This window comes from Natrinema sp. 1APR25-10V2 (assembly GCF_031626495.1).
GTDB lineage: Archaea > Halobacteriota > Halobacteria > Halobacteriales > Natrialbaceae > Natrinema.
Map to the genome: position 1 here is coordinate 121,220 of NZ_JAMQOJ010000005.1, position 24,490 is coordinate 145,709.

General features: G+C 66.6%; 23 protein-coding genes. 9 read left to right on the forward strand and 14 right to left on the reverse strand.

Features of this window, described 5'->3' with window-relative positions; all coding sequences use genetic code 11:
- The first annotated feature begins 120 nt into the window (after positions 1-120).
- Complete coding sequence (locus tag NDO75_RS16415) at positions 121-1,131, forward strand: ATPase domain-containing protein (RefSeq protein WP_310907691.1); 1,011 nt, start codon at positions 121-123, stop codon at positions 1,129-1,131.
- Positions 1,132-1,671: 540 nt separating this feature from the next.
- Here NDO75_RS16415 and NDO75_RS16420 read toward each other — a convergent pair.
- A complete protein-coding gene (locus tag NDO75_RS16420; protein WP_310907692.1) occupies positions 1,672-2,205 on the reverse strand; it encodes a hypothetical protein in 534 nt (177 codons plus the stop codon).
- Here NDO75_RS16420 and NDO75_RS16425 point away from each other — a divergent pair.
- From NDO75_RS16425 to NDO75_RS16440, 4 genes are all read left to right on the forward strand, one after another.
- Positions 2,194-2,886 (forward strand): hypothetical protein, encoded by a 693-nt coding sequence (locus NDO75_RS16425; RefSeq protein WP_310907693.1) that lies wholly within the window; start codon positions 2,194-2,196, stop codon positions 2,884-2,886. The two genes, NDO75_RS16420 and NDO75_RS16425, sit on opposite strands and share 12 nt — an antisense overlap.
- A 78-nt stretch (positions 2,887-2,964) precedes the next feature.
- Complete coding sequence (locus NDO75_RS16430) at positions 2,965-3,381, forward strand: GIY-YIG nuclease family protein (RefSeq protein ID WP_310907694.1); 417 nt, start codon at positions 2,965-2,967, stop codon at positions 3,379-3,381.
- A 45-nt stretch (positions 3,382-3,426) separates the two neighbouring features.
- Complete coding sequence (locus tag NDO75_RS16435; RefSeq protein WP_310907695.1) at positions 3,427-4,041, forward strand: peroxidase-related enzyme; 615 nt, start codon at positions 3,427-3,429, stop codon at positions 4,039-4,041.
- Positions 4,042-4,185: 144 nt separating this feature from the next.
- Positions 4,186-4,836: a class I SAM-dependent methyltransferase gene (locus tag NDO75_RS16440; RefSeq protein ID WP_310907696.1), complete on the forward strand. Its 651-nt coding sequence runs from the start codon at positions 4,186-4,188 to the stop codon at positions 4,834-4,836.
- Between the two features lie 74 nt (positions 4,837-4,910).
- Here NDO75_RS16440 and gltB read toward each other — a convergent pair whose 3' ends face one another.
- Positions 4,911-9,467: a glutamate synthase large subunit gene (gene gltB, locus NDO75_RS16445; protein ID WP_310907697.1), complete on the reverse strand. Its 4,557-nt coding sequence runs from the start codon at positions 9,465-9,467 to the stop codon at positions 4,911-4,913.
- 454 nt (positions 9,468-9,921) lie between these two features.
- Between gltB and NDO75_RS16450 the strand changes: the two genes are divergently transcribed.
- On the forward strand, positions 9,922-10,515 hold the full coding sequence (locus tag NDO75_RS16450; RefSeq protein WP_310907698.1) for a hypothetical protein: 594 nt from the start codon (positions 9,922-9,924) through the stop codon (positions 10,513-10,515).
- Between the two features lie 34 nt (positions 10,516-10,549).
- On the opposite strand, the gene proS is transcribed toward NDO75_RS16450, so the two are convergent.
- Together proS and NDO75_RS16460 are read right to left on the reverse strand one after the other, a co-directional pair.
- The gene (proS, locus tag NDO75_RS16455) at positions 10,550-12,031 is read right to left on the reverse strand and encodes a proline--tRNA ligase (protein WP_310907699.1); all 1,482 of its coding nucleotides are present in this window, start codon (positions 12,029-12,031) and stop codon (positions 10,550-10,552) included.
- 106 nt (positions 12,032-12,137) lie between these two features.
- Entirely contained in the window at positions 12,138-12,530 is a 393-nt protein-coding gene (locus NDO75_RS16460) for a hypothetical protein (RefSeq protein ID WP_310907700.1), read from the reverse strand.
- Between the two features lie 188 nt (positions 12,531-12,718).
- Between NDO75_RS16460 and NDO75_RS16465 the strand changes: the two genes are divergently transcribed.
- A complete protein-coding gene (locus NDO75_RS16465) occupies positions 12,719-13,693 on the forward strand; it encodes an NADPH:quinone oxidoreductase family protein (protein WP_310907701.1) in 975 nt (324 codons plus the stop codon).
- 391 nt (positions 13,694-14,084) lie between these two features.
- Here NDO75_RS16465 and NDO75_RS16470 read toward each other — a convergent pair whose 3' ends face one another.
- The 8 genes from NDO75_RS16470 to NDO75_RS16505 form a co-directional block, all read right to left on the reverse strand.
- Positions 14,085-14,615 (reverse strand): 8-oxo-dGTP diphosphatase, encoded by a 531-nt coding sequence (locus NDO75_RS16470; RefSeq protein WP_310907702.1) that lies wholly within the window; start codon positions 14,613-14,615, stop codon positions 14,085-14,087.
- A 70-nt stretch (positions 14,616-14,685) separates the two neighbouring features.
- A complete protein-coding gene (locus NDO75_RS16475) occupies positions 14,686-14,925 on the reverse strand; it encodes a hypothetical protein (RefSeq protein WP_310907703.1) in 240 nt (79 codons plus the stop codon).
- A gap of 136 nt (positions 14,926-15,061) precedes the next feature.
- The gene (speB, locus tag NDO75_RS16480) at positions 15,062-15,907 is read right to left on the reverse strand and encodes an agmatinase (protein ID WP_310907704.1); all 846 of its coding nucleotides are present in this window, start codon (positions 15,905-15,907) and stop codon (positions 15,062-15,064) included.
- A complete protein-coding gene (locus tag NDO75_RS16485) occupies positions 15,907-16,281 on the reverse strand; it encodes a translation initiation factor IF-5A (protein WP_310907705.1) in 375 nt (124 codons plus the stop codon). The genes speB and NDO75_RS16485 overlap by 1 nt, the downstream gene beginning before the upstream one ends.
- 315 nt (positions 16,282-16,596) lie before the next feature.
- Positions 16,597-17,685, reverse strand: coding sequence for a hypothetical protein (locus NDO75_RS16490; RefSeq protein ID WP_310907706.1), 1,089 nt, complete (start codon positions 17,683-17,685; stop codon positions 16,597-16,599).
- 52 nt (positions 17,686-17,737) lie between these two features.
- Positions 17,738-17,959, reverse strand: coding sequence for a hypothetical protein (locus NDO75_RS16495; protein ID WP_310907707.1), 222 nt, complete (start codon positions 17,957-17,959; stop codon positions 17,738-17,740).
- Between the two features lie 452 nt (positions 17,960-18,411).
- Positions 18,412-20,109: an AarF/ABC1/UbiB kinase family protein gene (locus NDO75_RS16500; RefSeq protein ID WP_310907708.1), complete on the reverse strand. Its 1,698-nt coding sequence runs from the start codon at positions 20,107-20,109 to the stop codon at positions 18,412-18,414.
- A 76-nt stretch (positions 20,110-20,185) separates the two neighbouring features.
- Positions 20,186-20,548 carry an Hsp20/alpha crystallin family protein gene (locus NDO75_RS16505; protein WP_310907709.1) on the reverse strand — a complete coding sequence of 121 codons (363 nt, stop codon included), beginning with the start codon at positions 20,546-20,548 and terminating at the stop codon, positions 20,186-20,188.
- A 151-nt stretch (positions 20,549-20,699) separates the two neighbouring features.
- Between NDO75_RS16505 and NDO75_RS16510 the strand changes: the two genes are divergently transcribed.
- On the forward strand, positions 20,700-20,876 hold the full coding sequence (locus NDO75_RS16510) for a hypothetical protein (protein WP_310907710.1): 177 nt from the start codon (positions 20,700-20,702) through the stop codon (positions 20,874-20,876).
- A gap of 422 nt (positions 20,877-21,298) precedes the next feature.
- A complete protein-coding gene (gene glp / locus NDO75_RS16515; protein ID WP_310907711.1) occupies positions 21,299-22,600 on the forward strand; it encodes a gephyrin-like molybdotransferase Glp in 1,302 nt (433 codons plus the stop codon).
- 3 nt (positions 22,601-22,603) lie between these two features.
- Here glp and NDO75_RS16520 read toward each other — a convergent pair whose 3' ends face one another.
- Together NDO75_RS16520 and NDO75_RS16525 are read right to left on the reverse strand one after the other, a co-directional pair.
- Positions 22,604-23,257, reverse strand: coding sequence for a VTT domain-containing protein (locus NDO75_RS16520; protein WP_310907712.1), 654 nt, complete (start codon positions 23,255-23,257; stop codon positions 22,604-22,606).
- Between the two features lie 65 nt (positions 23,258-23,322).
- On the reverse strand, positions 23,323-24,456 hold the full coding sequence (locus tag NDO75_RS16525) for a serine hydrolase domain-containing protein (protein ID WP_310907713.1): 1,134 nt from the start codon (positions 24,454-24,456) through the stop codon (positions 23,323-23,325).
- Between the last annotated feature and the right edge of the window lie 34 nt (positions 24,457-24,490).

Below are 24,490 nucleotides of genomic sequence, written 5' to 3' on the forward strand. Positions count from 1 at the left end.
GAGAAAACTGTGGCGGACCCGCGCGAACCGACCCGGGGCTGGACCGGTGTCTCCGACACGTAAGCCCGGTGACGGTCAGGGGAGGGTTCTATTTGCCCGTCGGTGGAAGCGGGTTTCAGTATGACAGAGCAGCTCAACACCGATCGCACAGCCGAGTATCCCCTCGAGTGCGACCACTGCCACTATCCGATCCCCGGCGAGGCCGAAGAGAGCGACGACGGCCGGTACTGTTCGAACGCCTGTCGCGAGGCCGCCGACGACGGCTCGACGATGGCCGAGCCCAGCGCCTACAAGCGGGTCGTGACGGGCGTCGAACCGATCGACTCGCTCGTCCCGAACGGCGTCCCCGCGGACTCGCTCCTGTTGCTCTCGGGCGACGAGGGAACCCGCCGAACCGAACTCGGTACCGAACTCGCCTGGCGCGCCCTCGAGCGGGGCGAACCCGCCGTCGTCGTCTCCTTCGCGAACCCCCCGACCGCGACGCTCGAGCGGTTCTACCAGAACGGCTGGAACGTCCTGCCGGCGCTGGAAAACGACCGGCTACGGATCATCGACTGTTTCACCTACCGGCTCGACGACCGCGACGAGTTCATCGAGCAACGCAACGCGTGGACCGAATTCGTCGGCGAGGCCGCCGAAGACGCGATCGTCGAGGTGCGCGACCCGAGCGACCGCCGTGAGGTGACCCACAGCGTTCAGGGCGCGCTCGACGACCTCGAGATGACCGAAACCGGGCTCGTGACGATCGACTCGCTCGACGAACTCGAATCGCTGCTCCAGCAGCAGATGGTCCACGGCTTCCTGAAGGACCTGCGTGGGATGGTCTGTAAGGCACGGTTCGTCCCGATCATCGCCAGTTCGGCGGCGATGGACGAAGCCGACGCACCCCACGCCGAGTACGCGTTCGATGGGATTATCGATCTGCGGCTAACGGATCGGCTCGCACCCGACGCGCGGCTCAAACAGCTCGCCGTGCGCAAGCTGGTCGGTGCCCAGTTCCTCCCGCAGTGGGTGACCTACGAGTACGAACCCGCGCGCGGACTGTTCGCGTTCGGCCCGAACACGGACGCACGACAGCTTTACGAGTCCGGCAACGGGGCGGTGCAGTCGAACCAGCATTCCCACCGGTGACGGTGCACGCCGGTGGCGCTCGACTCACCGCACGGCCTCACAGACGACTGTTCTCGAGCGGCCACGATCTCGGTCCGCACGGCGGATGCACGCGAAGTCACGCTCGGGTTTTATCCCCGTGTTCGGTTTAGCAGTCGCCGCAGTACCGCGACGGCGGGCGGCCAGCGAACCGATTGGGGCGAGTCATCGATCGACGACCGACCAGCCGACAATCCACCCAGACACACCATGAACGACCGATACGATAGCGATCGACGACGGACGGACGAACGGCACACCGACCGCTCGAGCGATAGCGAACACCGGGGCCAGGAACGGAGCGACCGAAACCGAGATGACGACGAGCGCGGCTGGCTCCACGGCATGTTCAGCCGTGGCGGCAGCGAGGACGCCGGCTCCCGAGGTCCCGACCGACGGGGTCGAGAGCGGACCGAAGGACAGCAAGGGGGAGCCACCGACGACATCGGCTGGGGCCGTTCCACCGGTTCGACCGATCAGAGCAGCCAGCGTGGCCGGACCGAACAGGACCGGGAAGAGTATTCACGGCGCGGACGGTCCTACCGCAGCAGCGAGCACCAGCAGGGACGTGAGCCCGAGCGAGCCGGCGAGTCCGGACAGCGATTCAGTCAGCAGAGCGGGCAATCCGACCAGCAAGGCACGGAGCGCCAGCAACGTCATCAGCAGGGCGGTCGGCAGCGACACGGCGGTAACCAGCAGCATCAGCAGGAGAGACAGCAGCAATACCAGCCGGGCGAACCCGGACAGCGGTTCAGTCAGCAAGGCGGGCGCTCGCAGCAACACGGCACGCAACGCCACCAGCAACAGCAGCAGGGCCGACAGCAGCACAGCGGACATCAGCAGGGCGGTCAGCAGCACAGCGGACATCAGCAGGGCGGTCAGCAGCACAGCGGCTTCGAAACCAACGCTCGAGAACAGAGCAACCTCGAGTACGGTGGCGAAGCCCGGCGCGAAGAGCAATACGGCGGTCAGCACAACCAGCAGGAGCAGTTCGGACGGCAGGGCCAGCGCGGCCAACAGTACCAGCAGGGTCGACAGCAGGACGTGCAGGGCCAACAGCACCGGACCCAACGACAGGGAAGCGACCGCTCCCAGAGCGGCCAGCAGGGCGAATCCCAGCAGCGCACTCGAGCGCACCGGCAGGGGAGCCGGGACAGTCAGCCCGACGCGATGCGCCGGGATCCCAGCGAGCAGTATCAGGGGAGCCAACGAGGTCAGCGAGAAGCCCGACGCGGGAGCAATCAGCAAGACCGGCAGGGAATCCAGTCCGAGAGCAACCGGGAAAGCCACCGAGGGAGTCGACACCAGGGCAGTACCGAGCAACACGGCAGCCAGTACCAGCAGGGTCAACCCGAGTACGGTCGCCACCAGCGCAGCGAGGGGTACCAGTCCAGCACGCAGCGCGACCGAAGCGACCAGTACGGCCAGCAGACGGACCGCGACTACGGCGACACCCAGCAGTTCGACCGACAGCAGGACCGAGGCGATACCGAACGCTCCGGCGGCCGCATGAACCGGGAGCAGTCGAACAGCGGCCTCCAGTACCGTCAGCAGGGACGGCGATCCGAGCAAAGCGACCGGACGGAAAACCGTGAGTCGAACCGCGGGTCGCGCTCGAGCGGGAGCGACCGAAACCAGCAGTTAGACGACGAGGAGATGAGCAATCGCCGGCACATCCACGAGCGAGATCCGACGGCCGACGAGGACCGCGCTCGCTACGAAGACTGGTCGAGCTAACGCCGCCGGTCGCCCGCTGCCGTTGCAACGCGATCCGAAATCACACTCGTTTTTGCCGCCGCTCGCTCGAAACCCGATATGAGCGGCACCTACGTTCTTATCGTCGCCGTCGACCGGCCGACCACCGTCGAGGTGGGCGCGCTGGGCGTCCACGAGTTCGCCGCCGGCGCGTACGCCTACGTCGGCAGCGCGTTCGGCCCCGGCGGCTTCGCTCGGATCGACCGGCATCTGGAACTCGCCGCCGGCGAGCGCGAGACGCGCCACTGGCACGTCGATTACCTGCTCGGCGATCCGGCGGCGAGCCTCGAGACTGCGATCACCTTCGCGGACGCCGACCGGGAGTGCGAATTAGCCGGTCAACTGCCGGGCGAGCCGGTCGCCGAGTTCGGCGCGTCGGACTGCGACTGCGAGGCGCACTTGCTCGACGCGCCCAGCGAGGAGGCCGTCCGCGGAGCAGCGGTCGACGCGGGCGGCCTCGTCAGGAAAGCGGACTGAAAGCCAGCCCCTCGAGTTATGGCGATCGAATGTGAATCGGTAGCCATGAGCGATACCAGCTCCGACGCCGAACGCGACACTCACCCGGAACTCCGCGACGACGCCATGGGGCAGTTCCCCGTACCGGCGTTCGACGACATTCCCGCGGACCTGCAGGACCGAATCGCCGAGGAAACCGAGCAGGCGGGCTTCACGCCGAACGTGTTCTCCGCGTTCGCGTACAAACCGTCGCACTTCCGGGCCTTCTTCGACTACCACGACGCGCTCGTCGAGGACACCGCCTTAGAGCGCGAGGAGATCGAGATGATCGTCGTCGCCGTCTCCGGCGTCAACCACTGCTACTACTGCAACGTCGCCCACGGCGCGCTCGTCCGCATCTACGCCGACGATCCGACGCTGGCCGACCAGTTGATCGCGAACTATCGGACCGCGGATATCGGCGAGGCTCACCGGACGATGCTCGACGTGGCCGTCAAACTCACCGAGCGCCCGGATGCGGTCGAACCCGCCGACCTCGAGCGGCTGCGCGAGGCCGGCTTCAGCGAGGAAGCGATCTGGGACATCGGTGCCGTCACCGCCTACTACAACATGAGCAATCGGATGGCCGCGTTCGCCGAGATGCGACCGAACGACGAGTTCCACACGCTCGGCAGGGAGTAGGCGGAACGAAACCGGGTCAGCCGACCGATCGAGCGTCGCCGTCGCGCCCTCTCCCGGCCGTCTCGCTCGAGCACGCCGGCGAGCGCGTGGGTCACGTTCGCACAGCGACCGAAGACACTTGTCGCTCACGCGAGACGGACGGCCATGGCCGACAGGGAGGACGTCCGCCGAGCGTACGACGAAATCACGGCGACGTATACGAGCGAACGGATCGCGACGCGCGACGAGACGGAGGCGGCGGCTCTCGAGGCGCTCTTCGATTCGCTACCGGCCGGCTGTCGCCTCCTCGACGCCGGCTGTGGGCAGGGAACACCGGCGCTCGAGTACGTCCTCGATCCGTCGAACGGGTGCGATCCGGAGCTGGCTGTGGGACTCGACCTCTCGCGGGGGCAACTCGAAACGGCGACGCAGCTCGTTCCCGACGCGGCGCTGTGTCAGGGTGCGATGAGTCGACTCCCTTTCGCTGCGGACGCGTTCGACGCCGTCACCGCACTGTACTCGCTGATTCACGTTCCGATCGACGACCACCCGACGGCGATCGAGGCGTTCGCACGCGTCCTCCGACCGGGCGGACGGCTCCTCCTCACGGAGGGGTGGACCGAGTGGACCGGTTCGAACCCGGACTGGCTCGAGACCGGCACCGAGATGCGCTGGAGCATGGCCGGCGCGGCGGCCACTCGAGACCAGCTCGAGTCGGCCGGGTTCGAACTGGTCGCAGCGGGGGAGTTCAGTGACGCGCTCGCCGACGAGGAGGACGCCCGGTTCCCCTACTTCCACGCGCGGCTAGCGGAGTGATCGAGTGTCGGAGAACGAGACCACCGGTCGACCGATCGATCCGGTCCGAAGCGAGCACAGAGACGCAGTGCGAGTCAATCGTCGCTCGCCGCGTAACTGGCCGATCCCGCCTCGAGGTCGGCCTCGGGCGCGCCGGGCAGTTCGTTGCGCACGTCGTCGCTGCCCTGCTCGGTGATCGCCTCGTAGTAGGCCTCGGGCATGATCTTCACGAAGGATTCGAGCGCGCGCTCCCAGTTCTCGAGGAGGCGCTGGCCGCGCTCGGAGCCGGTGTAGGCGACGTGGTTCTCGACGAGGCGGCGGAGCATCCGCTCGTCTTTCTCCTCGAGTTCGTCGTGCAGCGAGACCATGCCGGTGTTGGCCTTGGCTTCGAATTCCTCGTCGGGGTCGTAGACGTAGGCGACGCCGCCGGACATGCCGGCCGCGAAGTTCTTGCCGGTCTCGCCGAGGACGGCGACGACGCCACCGGTCATGTACTCACAGCCGTGGTCGCCGACGCCCTCGACGACGGCCTTCGCACCGGAGTTACGAACCGCGAAGCGCTCGCCGGCGACGCCGTTAACGTACAGCTGGCCGTCGGTCGCGCCGTAGAGCGCGACGTTGCCGATCGCGACGTTCTCGGTCGGCTCGTAGGCGGCGGTCTCGGGGGTCCGGACCGTCAGCTTGCCGCCCGAGAGCCCCTTGCCGACGTAGTCGTTGGCGCTGCCGTCGAGATGCATCGAAACGCCGCTGGCGAGGAACGCACCGAAGCTCTGGCCGGCGGTCCCCTCGAGGTCGAGGGTGATCGTGTCCTCGGGGAGGCCGGGCTCACCGTAGCGGCTGGTGATGCGGTTCGAGAGCATCGCGCCGACGGTGCGGTCGACGTTCGTCACCTGCCGCTCGAGACTGACGGGCTCCTGATTCTCGATCGCGTCGGCCGCGGCCTCGATGAGATCGCGGTCGAGCTGGTCCTCGAGTTCGTGGTCCTGCTCGCGGATCTTGCGGCGGACGTCGCTGCCTGGGTCGGCCAGCACTTCCGAGAGGTCGACGTTGCGGGCCTTCGGGTGGTCGACGTCGTCGCGCTGCTCCAGGACGCCGACCTGACCGATCATCTCGTCGACGGTCTCGAAGCCGAGTTCGGCCATGATCTCGCGCAGCTCCTGCGCGATGAACGTCATGTAGTTGATGACGTGTTCGGGCTCGCCGGGGAACCGTTTGCGCAGGTCTTCACGCTGGGTAGCGACGCCGACCGGGCAGGTGTTCTTGTGACACTGCCGGGCCATCACGCAGCCGCCGGTGACCAGCGACGCGGTGCCGAAGATGTACTCCTCGGCCCCGAGCAGGGCGGCGACGGCCACGTCGCGGCCGGTCTTCATGCCGCCGTCGGTCGAGACGCGGATACGGTCGCGCAGGCCGGTCGCACAGAGCATCTGGTTGGCCTCGGCGAGGCCGAGCTCCCACGGGAGGCCGGCGCTCTTGATCGAGGTTCGCGGCGAGGCGCCCGTCCCGCCGGAGTGGCCCGAGATGTGGACCACGTCGGCGTTGGCCTTCGCGACGCCGGCGGCGACCGTGCCGATGCCGGCCTCGGAGACGAGCTTGACGTTGATGTCGGCCGCCTCGTTCGCGGCTTTGAGGTCGAATATCAGCTGTTTGAGGTCCTCGATCGAGTAGATGTCGTGCAGCGGCGGCGGCGAGATGAGGCCGACGCCGGGCGTGGACTTCCGAACGTGGGCGATCATCTCGTTGACCTTCGAGCCGGGGAGGTGGCCGCCTTCGCCGGGCTTCGAGCCCTGGGCCATCTTGATCTGGAGTTCGTCGGCGTTCGAGAGGTAGGTCGACGTGACGCCGAATCGGCCGGACGCGACCTGCTTGACGTTGCACTCACGCTCGGTGTTGAACCGCTCCGGCGGCTCGCCGCCCTCACCGGAGTTGGACTTGCCGCCCAGCCGGTTCATCGCGATCGAGTTGTTCTCGTGGGCCTCCGGCGAGAGCGAGCCGAGGCTCATCGCAGCCGTCGAGAAGCGCTGGACGACGTCCTTGATCGGTTCGACGTCCTCGAGCGGAATCGGATCGCGGTCCGAATCGAACTCGAGCAGTCCGCGCAGGGTCTGGAGGTTCTGTTGCTGGTCGTTGATCAGTTCGGCGAAGTCCTGGTAGCGCTCGTAGTCGTTCGAGCGGACGGCCTGCTGGAGCGCGCCGACCGTTTGCGGGTTCCACTGGTGGTAGATCCCGTCCGAGCGGTGCTCGTACTCGCCGTGGCGATCGAGATCGGGTTCCTCCTCACCGCTGTCGAAGCCCGTCTCGTGGCGCTCGCGAACGTCCTCTTCGATTTCGGCGAGGCCGATCCCTCCCGTGCGGTTCTCCGTGCCCTCGAAGTACTCCGCGACGAGGTCCGAATCGAGGCCGACTGCCTCGAAGATCTGGGCGCCCTGATAGCTCTCGACCGTCGAGATGCCCATCTTGGCCATGATCTTCAGGAGGCCGTCCTCGACCGCGCCGACGTAGGCGTCGATCGCGACCTCCGTATCGGCACCGTCGGGGCCGGCGGTGATGTCCTCGATCGTCTGGTAGGCCAGGTACGGGTTGACCGCGCCAGCGCCGTAGCCGACCAGCGTCGCGAAGTGGTGAACCGTGCGCGGATCGGCGGACTCGACGACGAGGCCGACGTGGTTGCGCAGTCCGTTGCGCACGAGGTGGTGGTGGACGGCCCCCGTCGCCAGCAGGCTCGGGATCGCGACCCGATCCTCGTCGACGCCGCGGTCCGAGAGGACGATGACGTCGTTGCCCGCTTCGATCGCGTCGACGGTGTCCTCGCGGACGCGTTCGATCGCCGCCTCGAGATCGACGCCGAGTTCGTCGCTCTCGGGTTCGTAGGTGATGTCGATCGTCGCCGCGGTGATGTCGTTTGCCGAACAGTCGCGAACCGACTCGAGTTCGGCGTCGGTCAGGATCGGCGAGTCGAGCACGAGCTGGCGGGCGTGCTCGGGCGACTCGTCGAGCAGGTTACGCTGGAAGCCGAGTCGCGACTCCATCGAGGTGACGAGTTCCTCGCGGATGTAGTCAAGCGGCGGGTTAGTGACCTGCGCGAACAGCTGTTTGAAGTAGGAGAACAGCGGCCGGTTGAACTCGGTCAGCACCGACAGCGGCGTGTCGTCGCCCATCGAGCCGACGGGGTCTTTCCCCTTCTGGGTCATCGGCTCGATCATGTTCTCGAGTTCGTCGTGCGTGTAGCCGAAGGCGGCCTGGTAGTCGCGCAGACCGTCGACCGCTTCCTGCGGCGAGCGATCGTTCGTGGTCCGGATGTCGTCCAAGTGGACCTGCTCCTGAGCGACCCACTCGCCGTAACGGTCGTCGGTGAGGTCCTCGAAAACCTCCTCGTCGGGGATGACCCGACCCTCGTTGGGGTCAGCGAGGAACAGCTGGCCGGGCTGGAGGCGGCCGCGCTCCTCGATGTGTTCGGGCTCGGTCTCGAGCGCGCCGGCCTCGCTGGCCATGATCAGGCGGTTGTCGGTGGTTACGTCGTACCGGCAGGGGCGCAGCCCGTTGCGGTCGAGGACGGCACCGACGCGTTCGCCGTCGGTCGCAGCCACGAGCGCGGGGCCGTCCCACGGCTCGACGAGCGAGGCGTGGAAGTCGTACCAGTCCTTGCGGTCGGCGTCCATCGCGTCGTCGCCGCGCCAGGCCTCGGGGACGAGCATTCGGAGCGCGTGTTCGAGGTCCCGGCCGTCCTGCATCAGCAGTTCGAGCGCGTTGTCGACGCTCGCGGTGTCGGACTGGTCGGGGTCGTCGATGATCGGCTTGACCGCTTCGAGATCCTCGAGAACGTCGCTCTCGATGTCGGTCTCGCGGGCGCGCATCCAATTGATGTTGCCCTGAATGGTGTTGAACTCGCCGTTGTGGATGATGTTCCGGTAGGGGTGGGCGAGGTGCCAGGCGCCGAGGGTGTTCGTCGAGAACCGCTCGTGGACCATGACGAACGTCGACTCCATCCGCTCGTCGGTCAGATCGGGGTAGTAGGAGGGGACCTGTACGCCTTTGAGCAGTCCCTTGTAGACGACCGTCTTCGAGTCGAGCGAGCAGACGTAGAACCGCTCTTTGTTCTCGATATCGGCGTCCTCGACGGCGTTCTCGAGTGCCCGCCGGGCGACGTAGAGCCGGCGGTCGAAGTCGTCACCGGAGATATCGTCTTCGGGTGCGACGACGACCTGCCAGACGTCCGGTTCGGAGTCGACGGCCGTCTTCCCGAGGTCCTCGTTGTTCGTCGGCACGTCACGCCACTCGAGGACGTCGAGATCGTAGGTCTCGAAGGTCTCCTCGACGAGCGAGACGAGTTCGTTGCGTGCGGCGGTGTCCTGCGGGAGAAAGAGCGAACCGACGGCGTAGGTGTCCGGCAGATCGGCTTCGAGAACGTCCTGGAAGAACGAGTCGGGCGTCTGGAGCATGATGCCAGCCCCGTCGCCGGTGTCTCTTTCCGCCCCGGTCGTCCCGCGGTGCTCGAGGTTGACGAGTAGTTCGAGTCCGTCGGCGACGATGTCGTGGCCCCCATCCCCATCGAGGTCCATCACGACGCCGACGCCGCAGTTCGACCGTGCGTCCTCGGGGTCGGCGAGCCCCTGGGAACGCTCGGTGGATGACGCTATATGTGGCTGTGACATACACACTCGTAGCGGAAACAACTATAAGAGGCTAACCCATTATGACTAAGCGTATTATAAACACATATAACCGAATATAAGGTATAGGATAAAGCCTTAATCACCGCTGTCGAACCGCTACCGTACACTAGCGAGGGGAAGTTCAGTAGACACGTGAACCGGTACGACTGCCGGCCGAACCCCCCTCCGGAAAGGACGGCTTTCCGGCAGCGGGGAATGTCAGAGGCACGTAGTGTCCACCCACCAGAGTGAACACCACGGAAGAGTAGTCTTCTCTCGTGAACAAGATACCTCGGGTTAAAGGATTAGGTGAGGGAGAGAGTAACATACACTTCGTCTGCCATCGTCGCTCGCAGGGACTTGCGGGTAGGAGAGGGGCCCGAGCAGATGTGCTCCCCACCCTAGACCAACCGGTGATGAAAATTATATAGTATGTTCAATCTGCTTTTCAATAATGGATATTCGGTGCCGTCTCACGTATCGTGCCCGTCGTACGACCGCACTCGTTGTTCTCATCGTCGGGATCCTGAATCTCGTCTTCCCGTACGGTGGATACGTACTCGTCGGCGGTGAAAGCATGGCCCCGGCCGTTCCGGCGGGCTGCAGCCTCGCATCCGCTCACGACTGGGACGGGGAGTCCTCGCTAGAAGGGAAAGTCGTCGCGTACGAACCGCAGGCGATCGACGTAACGGGGCCGAAAGTACGACTCGGTGGGTCGACAGATGCAGACGTCGGCGGTTGGCTCGCACATCGCGTCATCGCCGAGTACGAGTCCTACAACAGTAGTGAAGCCGACCACTATCTGTATCAAGATGGCCTCCTCGCGCGCGAGGATCTTCCACAGCGTACGTTCGTCGCGACAGACATGACTATGGAGGAGGCGAAGGCGCTCGAGGGGAGACACGTCCTCGTCGTCAAAGGCGACAATCGGCGCCAGATCGACAGCGAACTCGTCCCCGCGGAGAACGTTCACGGCGTGGTCAGCACGGAGCGGCACGTGAAACTGCTGGATATGGAGACGTGGCCGTGCAGCGCCGTCGCGTCGTAACCGACGGATCGCAGAGATCGAGTCGCGTCCCCCGCTAGTACGACTTCGCGAAGTACGCGATCTCGTCGGCGGGCTCGCCGCAGACGGTACACTCGTCGTTCTCGGGTTCGGGTACCTCACCCGCGGTCTGCCCGCCCTCGTCGTCCAGAGGCTGCATGACGATCTCCGCGGCGACCTTCTCCTTGATGGCCTCCTCGCAGGCCTCGTCGCCGCACCACGCCGTCTTCACGTACCCGCCGTGCTGGCCGATCGTCCCCATGATCTCCTCGGGGCTGTCGGCCTCGCGGATGTTCGCTTCCAGGTTCTCCTCGGCCGCCTCGTAGAGTTTGTCGTAGATCTCCTCGAGGTGCTCGTCGACGACGTCGACGATCTCGTCGCGGTCCTCGACGGCTTCTTCGTTGTCCGGCCGGTGAACCAGCGTAACCTCCCCGTCTTCGACCTCGTAGGGGCCGATCTCGAGGCGGAGGGGAACGCCGTTGAGTTCGTGTTCGTTGAACTTGAAGCCGGGGTTGCGCTCGTCGCGGTCGTCGAGTTCGACGCGGAAGCCAGCCGTCTCGAGATCGTCGGCGATCTCCTGGGAGTACTCGAGGACGTCGTCCTTGGTGTCCTCCTGCCAGATCGGGACGATGACGACCTGCGTGGGTGCGATCGTCGGCGGGAGCACGAGGCCCTGATCGTCGGAGTGGGTCATGACGAGCGCCCCGAGAGCCCGCCAGGAGAGTCCCCACGAGGTGGTGTATGCCGTCTGTTCGTCCTCGTCTTCGTCGACGAAGGTGATGTCGAACGCCTCGGCGAAGCTCTGGCCGAGGTTGTGACTGGTCGCGCCCTGGACGGACTTGCCGTCCGGCATCAGCGCCTCGACGGTGGTCGTCGTGTCCGCGCCGGGGAACTTGTCGTGTTCGGGCTTTTTACCCCGCAGCACCGGGATCGCCAGCACGTCCTCGTAGACGCGCTCGTACTGGTCGAGTCGGGTCCAGACCTCCTCCCACGCGCCCTCGTTGCTCGCGTGGGCGGTGTGGCCCTCCTGCCACATGAACTCCTTCGTCCGGAAGAACGGCTTCGTCTCCGTGGCCTCCCAGCGGACGACCGAGCACCACTGATTGAGCCGCAGCGGCAAGTCGCGGTGGCTCCGCGTCCAGTCGGCCATAAAGGGCGCGATGATCGACTCGCTCGTGGGACGCACCGCGAGGCGCTCCTCGAGTTCCTCGTGGCCGCCCTGGGTCACCCACGCCACCTCGGGGTCGAACCCCTCGACGATGTCTTTCTCCCGCTCGAGGAAGCTCTCGGGGATGAACATCGGGAAGTAGACGTTGTCGACGCCGGTCTCTTTGAACCAGCCGTCGAGCGCGTCCTGGATGCCCTCCCAGAGCGCGTAGCCGCGGGGCTTCGTGACGATGAACCCGCCCATCGGGGCGTAGTCGGCGAGGCCGGCCTTCTGGACGACCTCGGCGTACCACTCGCCGGGCTTGTGCGATTTCGACTCGGTGATGCCGAGTTCCTGACTCTCGTCGCTCATTGGTTCGACTCTCAGGCAGCGCGGGCTTAAACCATGCGAAGGCCGGACGCCGTTCCGCGACTCGCCACGGATCGGACGGAGACGACACGTTCGAAACGCCTGACGGTCACCCTCCCTTTCGGTCGAGTCGCTCGCCGCGAGTGTACTTCCCGTGGAACGCGAGCATGTCGATCCCCATCGCCGCCAGCGAGAGCCCGCCGACGCCGGTCAGGAGGAGGAAAAAGAGACCGTCAGTCCCGGCGAACCCGAGCGGGAGCGACAGTCCGAGCAGGACGTTTCCGGCACCGCTCCACTGGTACCACGCCCAGCGATCGGTCAGTGGCGTCTCGGTCGCTGCGACGATATCGAATACGCCGGCCAGTCCGAGCAACGTTAGCTGGGCGAGAAACGCCGGTGCGTCGAGAGCGTCGGTACCGAGCAGGGCGACGCCGCCGCCGGTGACGAGGAGGAGGAACACGCCGACGACGGCACTGAGTCGACGGTTGCGGCGTTCGTTCATACGGGCTCCGGCGGCAGTCGAGAGGGATGATTCCGTGTGCGAGGGGACATAGACGCCGGTTCGTACTGTCAGCACTTAGTCATTGGTCGGACGCGTTCGCGCTCCCTGCTGTAGAAATTGTAAACTAAAGAATTGTTTTATCCGGTTCTCACAGCTTTATGCGAGCGACTGCCGTACGATGGATCGGTATGAAAGCAATCGAAGTCGACGCGTACGGCGACAGCGACGAGCTCTCGGTCGTCGACGCGGAGACGCCGGAGCCGGACGCCGGCGAGGTTCGAATCGACATCGAAGCGGCCGGGATCAACTTCGCGGACGTCATGCAGCGACGCGGCCACTACCCCGGTGGCCCCGAACCGCCGTACGTCCCCGGCATGGAGGCCGCAGGCACTGTCGACGCGGTCGGCGAGGGCGTCGACGACCTGAGCGAGGGCGACCGCGTCGTCGGGATGATCACCACCGGCGGCTACGCGGAGTACGTCACCGCCGACGCCCAGTCGCTGTTCCCGGTCCCCGAGGCGATGAGCTTCGCGGAAGCTGCCGGCTTCCCCGTCCAGTTTCTCACCGCCCACGCGTGTCTATTCGAGTGGGGAGGGCTCGAGGAAGGCGAGTCCGTCCTGATCCAGGCCGCCGCGGGCGGGGTCGGCACGGCCGCCGTCCAGCTGGCGTCGAACGCCGGCGCGACGGTCTTCGGCACCGCGAGCACGCGCGAAAAACTCGAGCTCGCGAACTCGCTGGGCTGCGATCACGCGATCAACTACACGAACACGGACTTCCGCGACATCGTCGACGAGGAGACCGACGGCGAGGGCGTCGACCTCGTCCTGGAGAGCGTCGGCGACGACGTCTTCGAGCGCAGCCTCGACGTGATGGCCCACTTCGGACGCATGGTCACCTACGGCGTCGCTAGCGGCGTCCCCGCCGAAGTGAGCAACCAGCGCCTGCTCTTCGAGAACAAGACCGTCAAAGGGTTCCACCTCGGCCAGGCCGCCATGCACGATCCGAGCCGGGTCATGAAAGCGGTCCCCGAACTCACCGACGGGCTCGCGAGCGGTGACCTCGAGATCGTTCTGGGCGAATCCTTCGCACTCGAGGACGCGGCCGAGGCCCACCAGTACCTCGAGGACCGGAAGAGTTCGGGGAAGCTCGTGCTCGAGCCCTAAAACGGTCTGATACGGGTTCCGATGCGAGCGAGGGCGGACTACCGTTGGATTTGTGTGAGTCTACCTCGAGCGACAGCGGGAATCCACGTCTCGTTCCGGATCGACTGACCGACGCGCGGTGGCGCGCGCTGTCGCCCGTCCGAGTGCCAACGAGGGCGGTCGACGACGTTGCGCGAGGGATGAGCGAACGAAGTGAGTGAATCGGCTGGGGAGGACGTGGCGATCCCCCGTTGCCACGATAGCAGGACGCTTCGATTCCCTGCGCCCTCTCTCGAGTCCGTCGGTCGGCAAACAACAGTATCCGCTTTGCACTCATAAAGCGGTCCCGATGAGGGAGAATGGGACTCCATACTACCGCATACGTAGCCCACGTTCCCGAGCCCACTCCCCGTTACTCGCGGCGATCGACCGCGAACGACACGCCCCACTCGAGGTCGTGGTCGACGAATTCGGCCTCGTCCAGCGGCTCACCGCCCTCGAAGCGGAATTCGGCGCTGACCGTTCGACCCTCGAGCACGCCGGGCAGCCACAGGTGGTCGTCGTCCCACATCCGGTCGTACGGCACGTCGTCGGTGGGGACCCACTCCGGGTGGGCCTCCGCCGAGGAGGTGGGTTCACCCTCGAACGAGTGCGTGCGATAGACGTGACAGAAGGTGTGTCCCCCGCCGTCGAGCAGGAAGGTGAGTTCGCCGGCCTTCTCGAGATCGGTGACCTCGAGGCCGACCTCCTCCCGGGTCTCCCGGATCGCACACTCTCGCGGGGTCTCGCCGGGTTCGCACTTGCCGCCGGGGCCGTTGTACCAGCCCTCGCCGAGCCCGCGGCGTTTCTCGATGAGCAGGACGTCGCGGTCGGCGCCGTCGGTGGCGCTGTCGCCGCCGCTCTCGGCGTCCCGGAGCGGGAAACACAGCGTCGTCTCGAGCATAGTCGGGAGTTCGCTCGGAGCGTAAAAAGGGTGTGTCGTCTCGCTCGAGTGCAGCGACCGCCGTTCGGGGCTAGCGTGGCCCGCCCGAACCGACCTCGTCGCGCACGATGGCGTAGAGGAGCCAGACGACGACCGCTCCGAAGAACGAGCCGAGCCCCCACGCGAGGGCGTGGCGACTGTTCCTCCGCTTCGCGTCCCTGTAGATGAAGTACGAGACGACGAGCGGGACGATAATCGAGCAAACGAACAGGAAGAGGAGGAGGACGATTTCGATCCCACCGACGGCAAACTGGAGGACGGCTGTGGACATGGTCTCTCCTATTTCCTCCGCCATGAAAAACATTCTCTACTGTCATTTCTGCCCTCGATCGTTGCGAGGAGGGTCCGCCGGCGATCGAGTCGATCGCGGTCTCCGATCGCCGAGTACCGACGACGAGGCGATCGGTTCAGCCGTCGGCGTGCGAAAAGACGAACTCCCGGACGAGTTTCGCGGCCAGCGCGGCCGCCTGCCCGTCGTCGCGGTCGTTGACCTCGACTACGTCGAGCCCGCTGGCCTGCGGTGCCACTTCGCGAATCACGTCGCGGAGTTCGCGCGGCTCGAGCCCGAACGGCTCCATCGTTCCGGTACCGGGCGCGTAGCCGGGGTCGGCAGCGTCGATGTCGACGCTCAGGTAGACCTCGCGGTCCGCGAGTCGGTCGCCGGGGTCCCAGTCGGCTACCTCCTCGGGCGGGACGACGGTCACGTCGTCCGCGGCAGCGCGTTCCCACTCCGCTTCGCTGCCCGTGCGAACGCCGAGGATGATCGCCTCGTCGACGGAGTCGACGTCCTCGAGAATGCGCCTGGTCACGGCGGCGTGCGAGAGGGGATTGCCGTCGTAGGCATCGTACAGGTCGAGGTGGGCGTCGAGACAGACGAACACCTCGGGTTCCGTCGCGCGGACGCCAGCGAGGGAGACGGTGTGTTCGCCCCCGAGCAACAGGGGGACGCCGTCGTTCCAGACGGCCTCGCGGAGCGTGCTCGTCAGGTACTCGAGATACTCGGAGACGTCGTCCCACGCGCGGACGTCGCCGCGGTCGACGACGCCGAGTTCGGAAAATCGCCGGTCCGTCCGGTGGTCGTAATCGTCGAACGGCTCGGCAAAAGAACGGATCCGTCGGGGGCCGAATCGGGTCCCCGGCTGAAAGGTCGTCGTGGCGTCCAGGGGCGCACCGACGACCACGAAGTTCGCGCCTCCACGGCCGTTACCCGCCGCGTCGGTCCCCTCGCGTTCGTCGGCCGCCCCGGGAAACATTAGACGATCTTTCGCTGGTCTTCCATCTCGAGGTACTCGATGTTCTCGTCGGGAGAGACGTCGACGTCGTCGGGGATACGCATCGTGATGGTCTCGTAGGTCTCTAAGTCCATGACCTGCATGTCGTCGCCGTCGACGGAGACGACCTGTCCGTTTTTGCGCTCGATGATCGGGACCCAGATCTTCGCGTCGACGGGCTGGGAGAGCGATCGCTTCTTTCCGTCGAAGACGCCCTCGGCTTCGACGCGGGCCTTGGCGCTGCCGTGTTTGCCCGGTTTCGCTGTCGAGTAGGCGTTGATCTTGCACGCCGCGTCGTCGATCATGACGTAGCTCCCTTCCTGGAGGTCGCGAACTTCGGTCTGCTGTTTCGCCATATCCCGGCGTAATCAACCGACGTGCATAAACCGTTTGGAATGGCCCCTCGAGCGCGTTCGGTGTGGTAACGGGCCCGATTCGGGCATCGGGGGCGGCGGAGGCTACCGATCGGTTCGAGTCGATGGCCGAATCCCATATATTTTCATGGGTGTGACCGAAACCCGGAACCGTCCGGGTGAAAAACTCACATCCAGGCTGGACCGAACCCACTCACAGCTCCAGTCCAACCCGGACGTCTTCGATTTGCGATACCGTCTCATAGAGGTACTGGCCAACGACGGACGTCGGCAGTTCGGCCACCTGTTCTACCGCCGTTATGTCCTCGAGTCCCACCGAAACCCGACAGCGTCGGCCGGCGGCTCGAGCGGGCTCGCCGGCAGTCCGTCTCCGACGTCGGGGTCGTTGTACGCCCGCGGAGCGACGTCGTTCGGGCCGTCGGGATAGCAAAGCGAGGCGAGCGTCTGTATCTGTCCGCGGCCGACGCCGAGTTCGAACTGACCGCCGCCGTACAGTCGGATGCCGTGCTCCTCGCAGTAGGCGATCGTCTCGGCGAGCGACTCGAGCGAGCCGAACCGCGACGGTTTGACGTTCAGCCACTCGGGTTCCCACGGCAGGGCCTCGAGGTCGTCGAGACCGTGAATCGGCGCGTCCCAGGAGACTCGAGACCGAACGTCGGGATCGTCGAACAGCGGCCCCGTCTCGTCGGTCAGCGCCGGATCCTCGAGGACGGCGCTGGGGAACGACTCGAGGACGAGTTCGTACAGCGCCGGGTCCCCAGGAGCGTCGACGTCGGTTCCCTCGTACTGGCCCTTCAGATCGAGGATGCGGACCGCGTCCGTCCCGACCGTCTCCTCGATGCCAGCGACGAGGCCGACGTCCCACTCGGTCGTCGGATCGAGTTTGAACGCGAGGTCGGGTATCCGCTCGCGAAGCGCCTCGAGCCGGTCGGTCGTCGGTGGCTCGCCGAGACGGGTGCTGGCGACGAAACGAACCGGCTCGAGCGAGCGACCGAGCGCCGTCGCGAGGTCCGTCTCCGCCTGCCGAAGCGCGAGATCCAGCGCGGCGCTCTCTACCCCCCAGCGCCGGTAGTTCCGGAAGACCTCGCGTTCGGGTGCACCACCCGGAAAGAGATCGAGCTCCGCGAGCCGGTCCGAAAACGAGTCGACGGTGTACTCGCCGGTAAGCTCCGGCAGCCCCGTCTCCGCCAGTCGGTCGTGGTCGTCGGCCTCGTAGGTAACGTCCTCGCCGCGTCCGGTGACCGCTCCGTCGCCCGACGGGGCCGGCCCCGAGAGCGCGAGTTCGGTCGTCACGCGGGTGAACTCGCTCGAGGTGTCGCGCTCGAGACGCTCGGTCGAAACCGACTCGATCGTCACCGGAAGATCGGCGATGAGATCGTACTCCATACCGTTCCTTGGGCCCCGGGGCAGAAAGAGGTACGTCGTCGGTCGGGCGGGCTCAGACCGTCTCGGCGCCGGGTCGCGGCGCGCTCGAGGGGATCGACACGACCCTGCTGTGGGGTGCCGGCTCGAGGGGCTCCGTCAGTTCGGTCCGCGGCGTCGTCTCGCCGGGCGACCACGTGAGCGTCTCGCCGTGGCCGAGCCGGTGGATCCGCTCGACGTAGGAGTCGATCGGCGTCGTCCGGTAGAGCAGGTGGGCGGCCTTGGCGCGATCCGGCACCCGACGGTCGGGGGCTCGAGGCGGGCGAGCGCGTTTCGGAACAGGTCGGAAAGCACGGGCTCGCCGCTCGAGTCGAAACAGTAGAAGACCTCGTAGGCCGACGTGATCCCGCGGTGAGCGCGGATCGTCGGCTCGTCCGAACGCTCGGAGAGGCGGACGATCGGCCCCTCGCCGGGCAGCGATTCGTGAAGTTCCCTGGCCGCCTCGAAGTCCGCGCCGTCTTCGATCGCGGCTCGAAGTTCGCGCGTGTGGGTTCCCCAGACGAACCACCGTCGTCCGTCTCGCGAGACACGACGTCGGCGTTCGGATTCGCGAGCAGTACCGTTGCCATTACCGGGCCCCACCGGTCGCGTCGACATTATTATGGGACGGATACTCCGCCCGCTGTGACCGTCAGCCGTCGATGAACGGTATAGCGGAGACGTCTACCGACGACCGCATTCGCTGCGCCGTCACTCCTCACCGCGGCGCTGGCGTAGGTTCTGACGGGTGAACTGCGGCCGCGCGCCGATCGATTTGGGCTTCCGGAACGATCGGTAGAGCTGGATCGTTACGAACACCGAGAAGACCGCCGCGACGATCGAACCGCGGGGGGCCTCGAGCGCGTACAGCACGCCGGTCGAGAACAGCGACATCGTCAATAGCATGCCGTAGACCAGCCGCTTCGCGAGTTTGTCGAAGACCTGTTCCTCGTCCTCGAGACCGATGCGAACGTAGAGATCGTCCCGATCGAGCCGGTCGAACGCGCGCTCGGCCTTGGGCGCGAGTCGGGTCAGAGACTCGCCCGATCGCCGAATCTGCTGTCCGGTTTGGTCGAGATACTGGCGGATGGACTCCTCGCGGTAGCCCTGCTCGGTGAGGTAGTCGGTCGCCGTCGAGATGAAGTCGAAGCCCTCGTCCAGGGTGACGCAGACTCCCTCGACGACGGTCGCCACGCGGAGGACGAGCGCGAGGTTCTTCGGCAATCGGAACGGGAAGGCGTAGATCGAGTCCTCGATCTGGCCGACGATCTGGTTGACCCGGTACTGCTCGACGTCCTCGCCGCGAGCGTCCTGAATGGCGATCTCCATCACCTCGGCCATGACGCCGCGGTCGGCGTCGGGCGACAGCGTTCCGATCTCGATCAACGCGTCGAGGATACCGTCGATGTCCTGATTGGCGACGGCGACGTAGAAATCGACGATCTTGTCCTGGACGAACGGATCGACCCGCCCCGACATGCCGAAGTCGTAGAAGACGATCTTCCCGTCGTCGGTCACCGCGAGGTTCCCCGGGTGCGGATCGGCGTGGAAGACGCCGTCCTCGATGATCATCTGCAGGTACGACCGTTCCAGATTCTCCGCGACCTTCGTCCGGTCGATCCCCTTGCGCTCGAGTTCCTCGAGGTCGTTGATCTTCGTCCCCGCGACGTACTCCATCGTCAGTACGCGCGGCCCGGAGTGGCTCTCGATCACGTCGGGAATGACGAAGCGATCGTCGCCCGCGAAGTTTTCGCGGATCTCGGTGAGCATCTCCGCCTCCCGTTCGTAGTCCATCTCCTCGCGGATCGTCTTCGAGAACTCCTCGGCGAGGTTCTCGAGCGAGAACGCGCGAGCGTCGTCGACGAAATAGAGGAGGATCGGCAGCGACCACTTGATCACCCGCAGGTCGGCCCGGACGAGGTCCTCGATGTTCGGCCGGCGGACCTTCACCGCGACCTCGCGGCCGCCCTCGCCGTCGGCGCGGGCCGGCGTCGCCTCGCCGGCCGTCGGTGGCGTCGCCGCGTCCGCCTCGCCGCGGCCCGTCTCGGCGGCCCCGCGCTCGAGGCGGGCCCGGTAGACCTGCCCGAGGCTCGCGCCGCTGATCGGCTCGTCGTCGAACGACGCGAAGCGCTCGTCGATAGGCCCGAGCTCGTCCTCGAGGACCGCACGCGCCTCGGGCCACGGTGCCGGCGGAACGTTGTCCTGCAGCGCCGAGAGGACGTCGATGTACGCCGGCGGGAGGACGTCGGGGCGAGTCGACAGCAGCTGGCCGAGCTTGATGAACGTCGGCCCGAGCGTCAGCAACGACTCGAGCAGCACCTCGGCGCGGTGCCGATGGGTCTCGGCGTCGACCCGTCGGCGGCGACCGAACAGGAGGAATCGCCGCCGGTCGCGGGCGTAGGCGAGCAACAGCGGGAGGAACTGCCACGCGACGAGAACGAACCGTTTGTACGCGCGGAGTGATGCCAGCCTCGGTCACCCCGTGTTAGTCGTCCTCGTCGACGATGTCGATCGTCGTCTCGCCGCTTGCCCCGCGTTTCGGCAGCGTGAGCTCGAGGACGCCGCGATCGATCGTCGCCTCGGCGTTGGCGTCGGAGGCGTCGTCGGGCAGCGGCAGATCGACGTCGAGAAAGAGCGACCGGTTCTCCTCGAGATACTGATAGTCGCCGGCAGGTGATTTCTCCCGGTGGGCGTCGATGGAGATCCGGCCGTCCTCGATCGCGATATCGAGCGACTCGGTGGAGACCCCGGGCACGTCGAGGACGAGCAGGTAGGCGTCCTCGCTCTCGAGCAGATCGAAGAAGACGTCCTCGGAGAGATCCCCCAACGCGTCGCGGAGCGCTGACATGGATACAGGTTCGAACGCCGATACGAAAAACCCCGCGGTCGCGGCGATCCGTCGGTCGGGCGGTTCGGTCCTCGAGGCCGTCTACTGCACTGTTTGCCCCTCGAGAGGCCGTTCCATTTACATTTATGATGATGTGACAGAATTGCGTCGCATGGATCGTGGTGTTCGTCGCCGGCTCGACGTCCTCATCGCTCTCGTCTCGGCCCTCCTCGGAACCGTCCTCACGCTTATCTACTTCAGCGAACGGACGGGGGTGTTCGTCCTCGTAGTCTCGTTTTTGGTCGCAACGGCGATCGGCGTCTCGGCCCTGTGGTATGCGGAGGGGTGACGCGTTCAAGACGATATTGAGAGCGGTACGCTCGGCAGTGATGAAGAAAAGAAGCGTCTGTTACCGTTTCGGCAGGACTTCGCCGCACCCTCTCCGGCCGAGTTCTCCCCACAGGTGCTTCCACCCGCTCGGATGGTCCGCGAAATAGTCAAATTCGCGCTACGCTCACGTTCGTTTGCTCGTCGACCGGAAGGCGCGTCGTATCTTTCGAGCCGCTCGCCCGCAGGCTCGCGAAGACCCCGCACGGTATCTGTAGCCGTCCCCGCTGGCGTTCGGCCAACCACCAGCGCGCGCCACTGCACGGCGGTTGACCGGTCCCGGAGGAGGACGGCTGTCTCTGTTACAGACCGGTTGTCCAACGAGCCGACCGCTCGAGCCACGGGTCCCCCACGCTTTTGCCGTCCCGCGACCCGAGTCAGGATATGGAAGGAGCCGACCGCGAGCGCACGGAGGCCGGGTTCAAAGTCCGGACGCCGGTCGACGAGGCGCGCCGGATACTGCGGGACGCAGTCGAAGGGAGCGGGGACGCCGACGCGGACTCTGACGTCCCCTGCGGGACCGAAACCGTCGACGTCGACCGGGCCGACGGCCGCGTTCTGGCCGCGCCCGTCGAATCGGCCCGCGACGTGCCCCACTACCGGCGGGCGGCGATGGACGGCTACGCCGTCCGGGCCGCGGACACCTTCGGGGCCAGCGACCGGTCGCCCGAGGTGCTGCGGCTCGCCGAGGGGACCGGCGGGGACGCAAGCGTCGGCCCCGACACCGCCGCTCGAGTCCACACCGGTAGCGCCCTCCCCGAGGGAGCCGACGCCGTCGTCATGATCGAGCAGGTCACCGAACTCGAGGCGGTCGGCGAACTCGAGGTCGCGGACGCGGTCGCGGAGGGGGAGAATGTCGCGCCCGTAGGCGAGGACGTCGAGGACGGCCAGCACCTCTACGACGCGGGTCACCGGCTCCGGCCGTCGGACCTCGGCCTGCTTCGGTCGGCGGGCTACGGCCGCGTCGCGGTCGCCGAGCAGCCCACCGTCGGCGTCGTGCCGACGGGCGAGGAACTCGTCGCTGGCGATCCCGGCCCCGGCGAGGTGATCGAGACCAACGGCCTCACCGTTTCGCGGCTGGCCCAGCGCTGGGGCGCTCGAGCCACCTACCGCGACGTGGTCACCGACGACCCCGAGTCGCTGCGCGTCGCGATCCAGCGAGACCTGACGAAGGACGTGATCGTCACGACCGGCGGCTCGAGCGTCGGCGAGCGCGACCTCATCCCGGAGGTGATCGACGATTTAGGCGAGGTGCTGGTCCACGGCGTCGGGCTCAAACCCGGCCACCCCGTCTGCCTCGGCATCGTTCAGGACACCCCTGTGCTCGCGCTGCCCGGCTACCCGGTCGCCTGTATCGTCAACGCCGTCCAGTTCCTCCGGCCGACCCTGCGCTGGCTCGAGGGGACGACGCCCGACCCCCACCCGACGACGCGGGCGGTCCTCGAGCGCAAGATCCCCAGCGAACCCGGCACGCGGACGTTCGCACGGGTAAAACTCGAGGAACGCGACGACGAGGACCCGGATCGCGACGAGCCGAACTATACGGCGGTCCCGACGCGAGCGAGCGGGTCGGGCGTCCTCTCGAGCGTCGCGCTGGCGGACGGCTGGGTCGTCGTCGACGACGACCGCGAGGGGATTCCGGCGGGCGAGACGGTCAGCGTAAAGAATTGGGAACCGAACGCCTGAGTCCTAGTGGCTTTCTCTACCCTGCCGAGAGTGCAGAACGATCCACAGGCCGACCGCGACCGCGGCGAATGCGACCACTGCAGTCGTGGCCGGCCGATCGGCAGCGGTAGACCAGACGGCCGCAAAGAGCGATTGCTGCCGGCCGTAGTAGACGACTGCGCCGACCGCCGCGTAGAACAGGACCGTTCCGGCGGCCGTGTAGACGCCGAACCGAAGGCGCGTCATGCCGGCCAGCGCCGCCGGGATGGAAACGACCGAGCGAAGCGCCGGCAGGAACCGGCCCCAGAAGACCGAGGACGCGCCCCAGCGGCGGAACCACCGCCGACCGCGGTCGATCGTATCCTCGGAGACGTTGATCCGGTCGCGCAGCCTGCCGAGTCCGCGCGAGCCGGGGCCGCGAAAGGCATAGTACGGGACATAGGCGCCGACAGTCCCGCCAACGGTCGCCGCCCCGACGAAGACGGCAAAGGAGAGGGGATCGCTGATCAGCAACGCGGCCGCGGCCGGAACGACGACCTCGCTCGGGAAGAACGGAAAGAGCATCGATGTCTCGAGGAAGACGAAGAGCAGGAGCGCGAACGGGCCGTAGAGTCGGATGAACCGCAGCGCAGTCGACCCGAGATCGAATCCGACGTTCACGACACCGACCTCTGCCATAGGCGGAGTAGGGAGAGACGACGTATCACTGTTCGGCCGGTACAAGTCGGCGAGGCTCGAGCCGTCTACTGATTTCGAAGCGCCTGCCGGACCGCATCCGCCAGCGCGTTCACGCGTGCGACGTGCTCGTAAGAGCCGTCGCGGACCCCGTTCGTGACGTAGGAGAAGGCGACGTTTTCCTCGGGATCCGCCCAGCCGACGCTGCTGCCTAGCCCGGCGTGGCCGAAGACGTGTTCGGGCGAGAGCGACCCGTAGGGCGCGACCGTCGTGCCGCCCTTCCAGAAGCCGAGCGCGAACCGCCCTTCGCGGCCGATCGTGCCGTCGGCCTCCGTCTCGGCCTGGACCTCCGCCATCCGTTCGACGGTCTCGGGCTCGAGAATGCGCGTCCCCTCGAGTTCGCCGCCGTTGGCGAGGCAGGCGTAAAAGCGAGCCATGTCGCCCGCGGTGCCGATGCCGTTTGCGGCGGGGATCACGGCGCGGTGGACCTCCTCGGAGTTGAACGGGGCCGCGACCTGCGTGTGGTCGCCCAGACCCTCGCCGGGATCGCGACAGCGGTCGAACTCCTCGAACCCGACGAGCGTCGCCACGTCGTCGTCCTCGTCCTCCCGGAGGCCGATGCCGGTGTCGTCCATGCCGAGCGGGTCGAACACGCGCTCTCGCGCGGCCTCCTCGATCGGCGTGCCTGACACCCGCCGGACGAGTTCCCCGACGAGCCAGCCGAACGTGAGCGCGTGGTAGGCGGGCGTCTCCCCCGGCGTGAAGTTCGGTTCCATCTCCTCGAGTTTCTCGACGACGGCGTCCCAGTCGCCCCAGAGGTCGGGCCGATCGTCGATCTCGCCGCGGTTCAGCCCCGACGTGTGGCTGAGCACCTGTCGCACCGTGATCTCGGCCTTCTCGGTCCCCTCGTCGGCGAACCCGGGCCAGTGGTCGACCACCCGATCGTCGTAGTCGAGTTCCCCCTCCTCGACGAGCGAGTGCAGGGTGACGCCGGCGTAGGGTTTCGTGCTCGAGAAGAGGACGTGACGCGTCTCGCGGGTCTCGTCGGGACCGTCCGGCGCTTCGACGCCGCCGGCGAGGTCGATGACGGGCTCGCCGTCGACGTAGACCGCTAGTTGCGCCCCGTGGTGGAGTCCCGCCTCGAGGTGGCGGTCGAAGAGGTCGGCGATTCGCTCCCGATCGGTCTCGGAGATCCGTGACATGGCTCGGTACACTGCGGGCTGGTTCTTAGTCGTT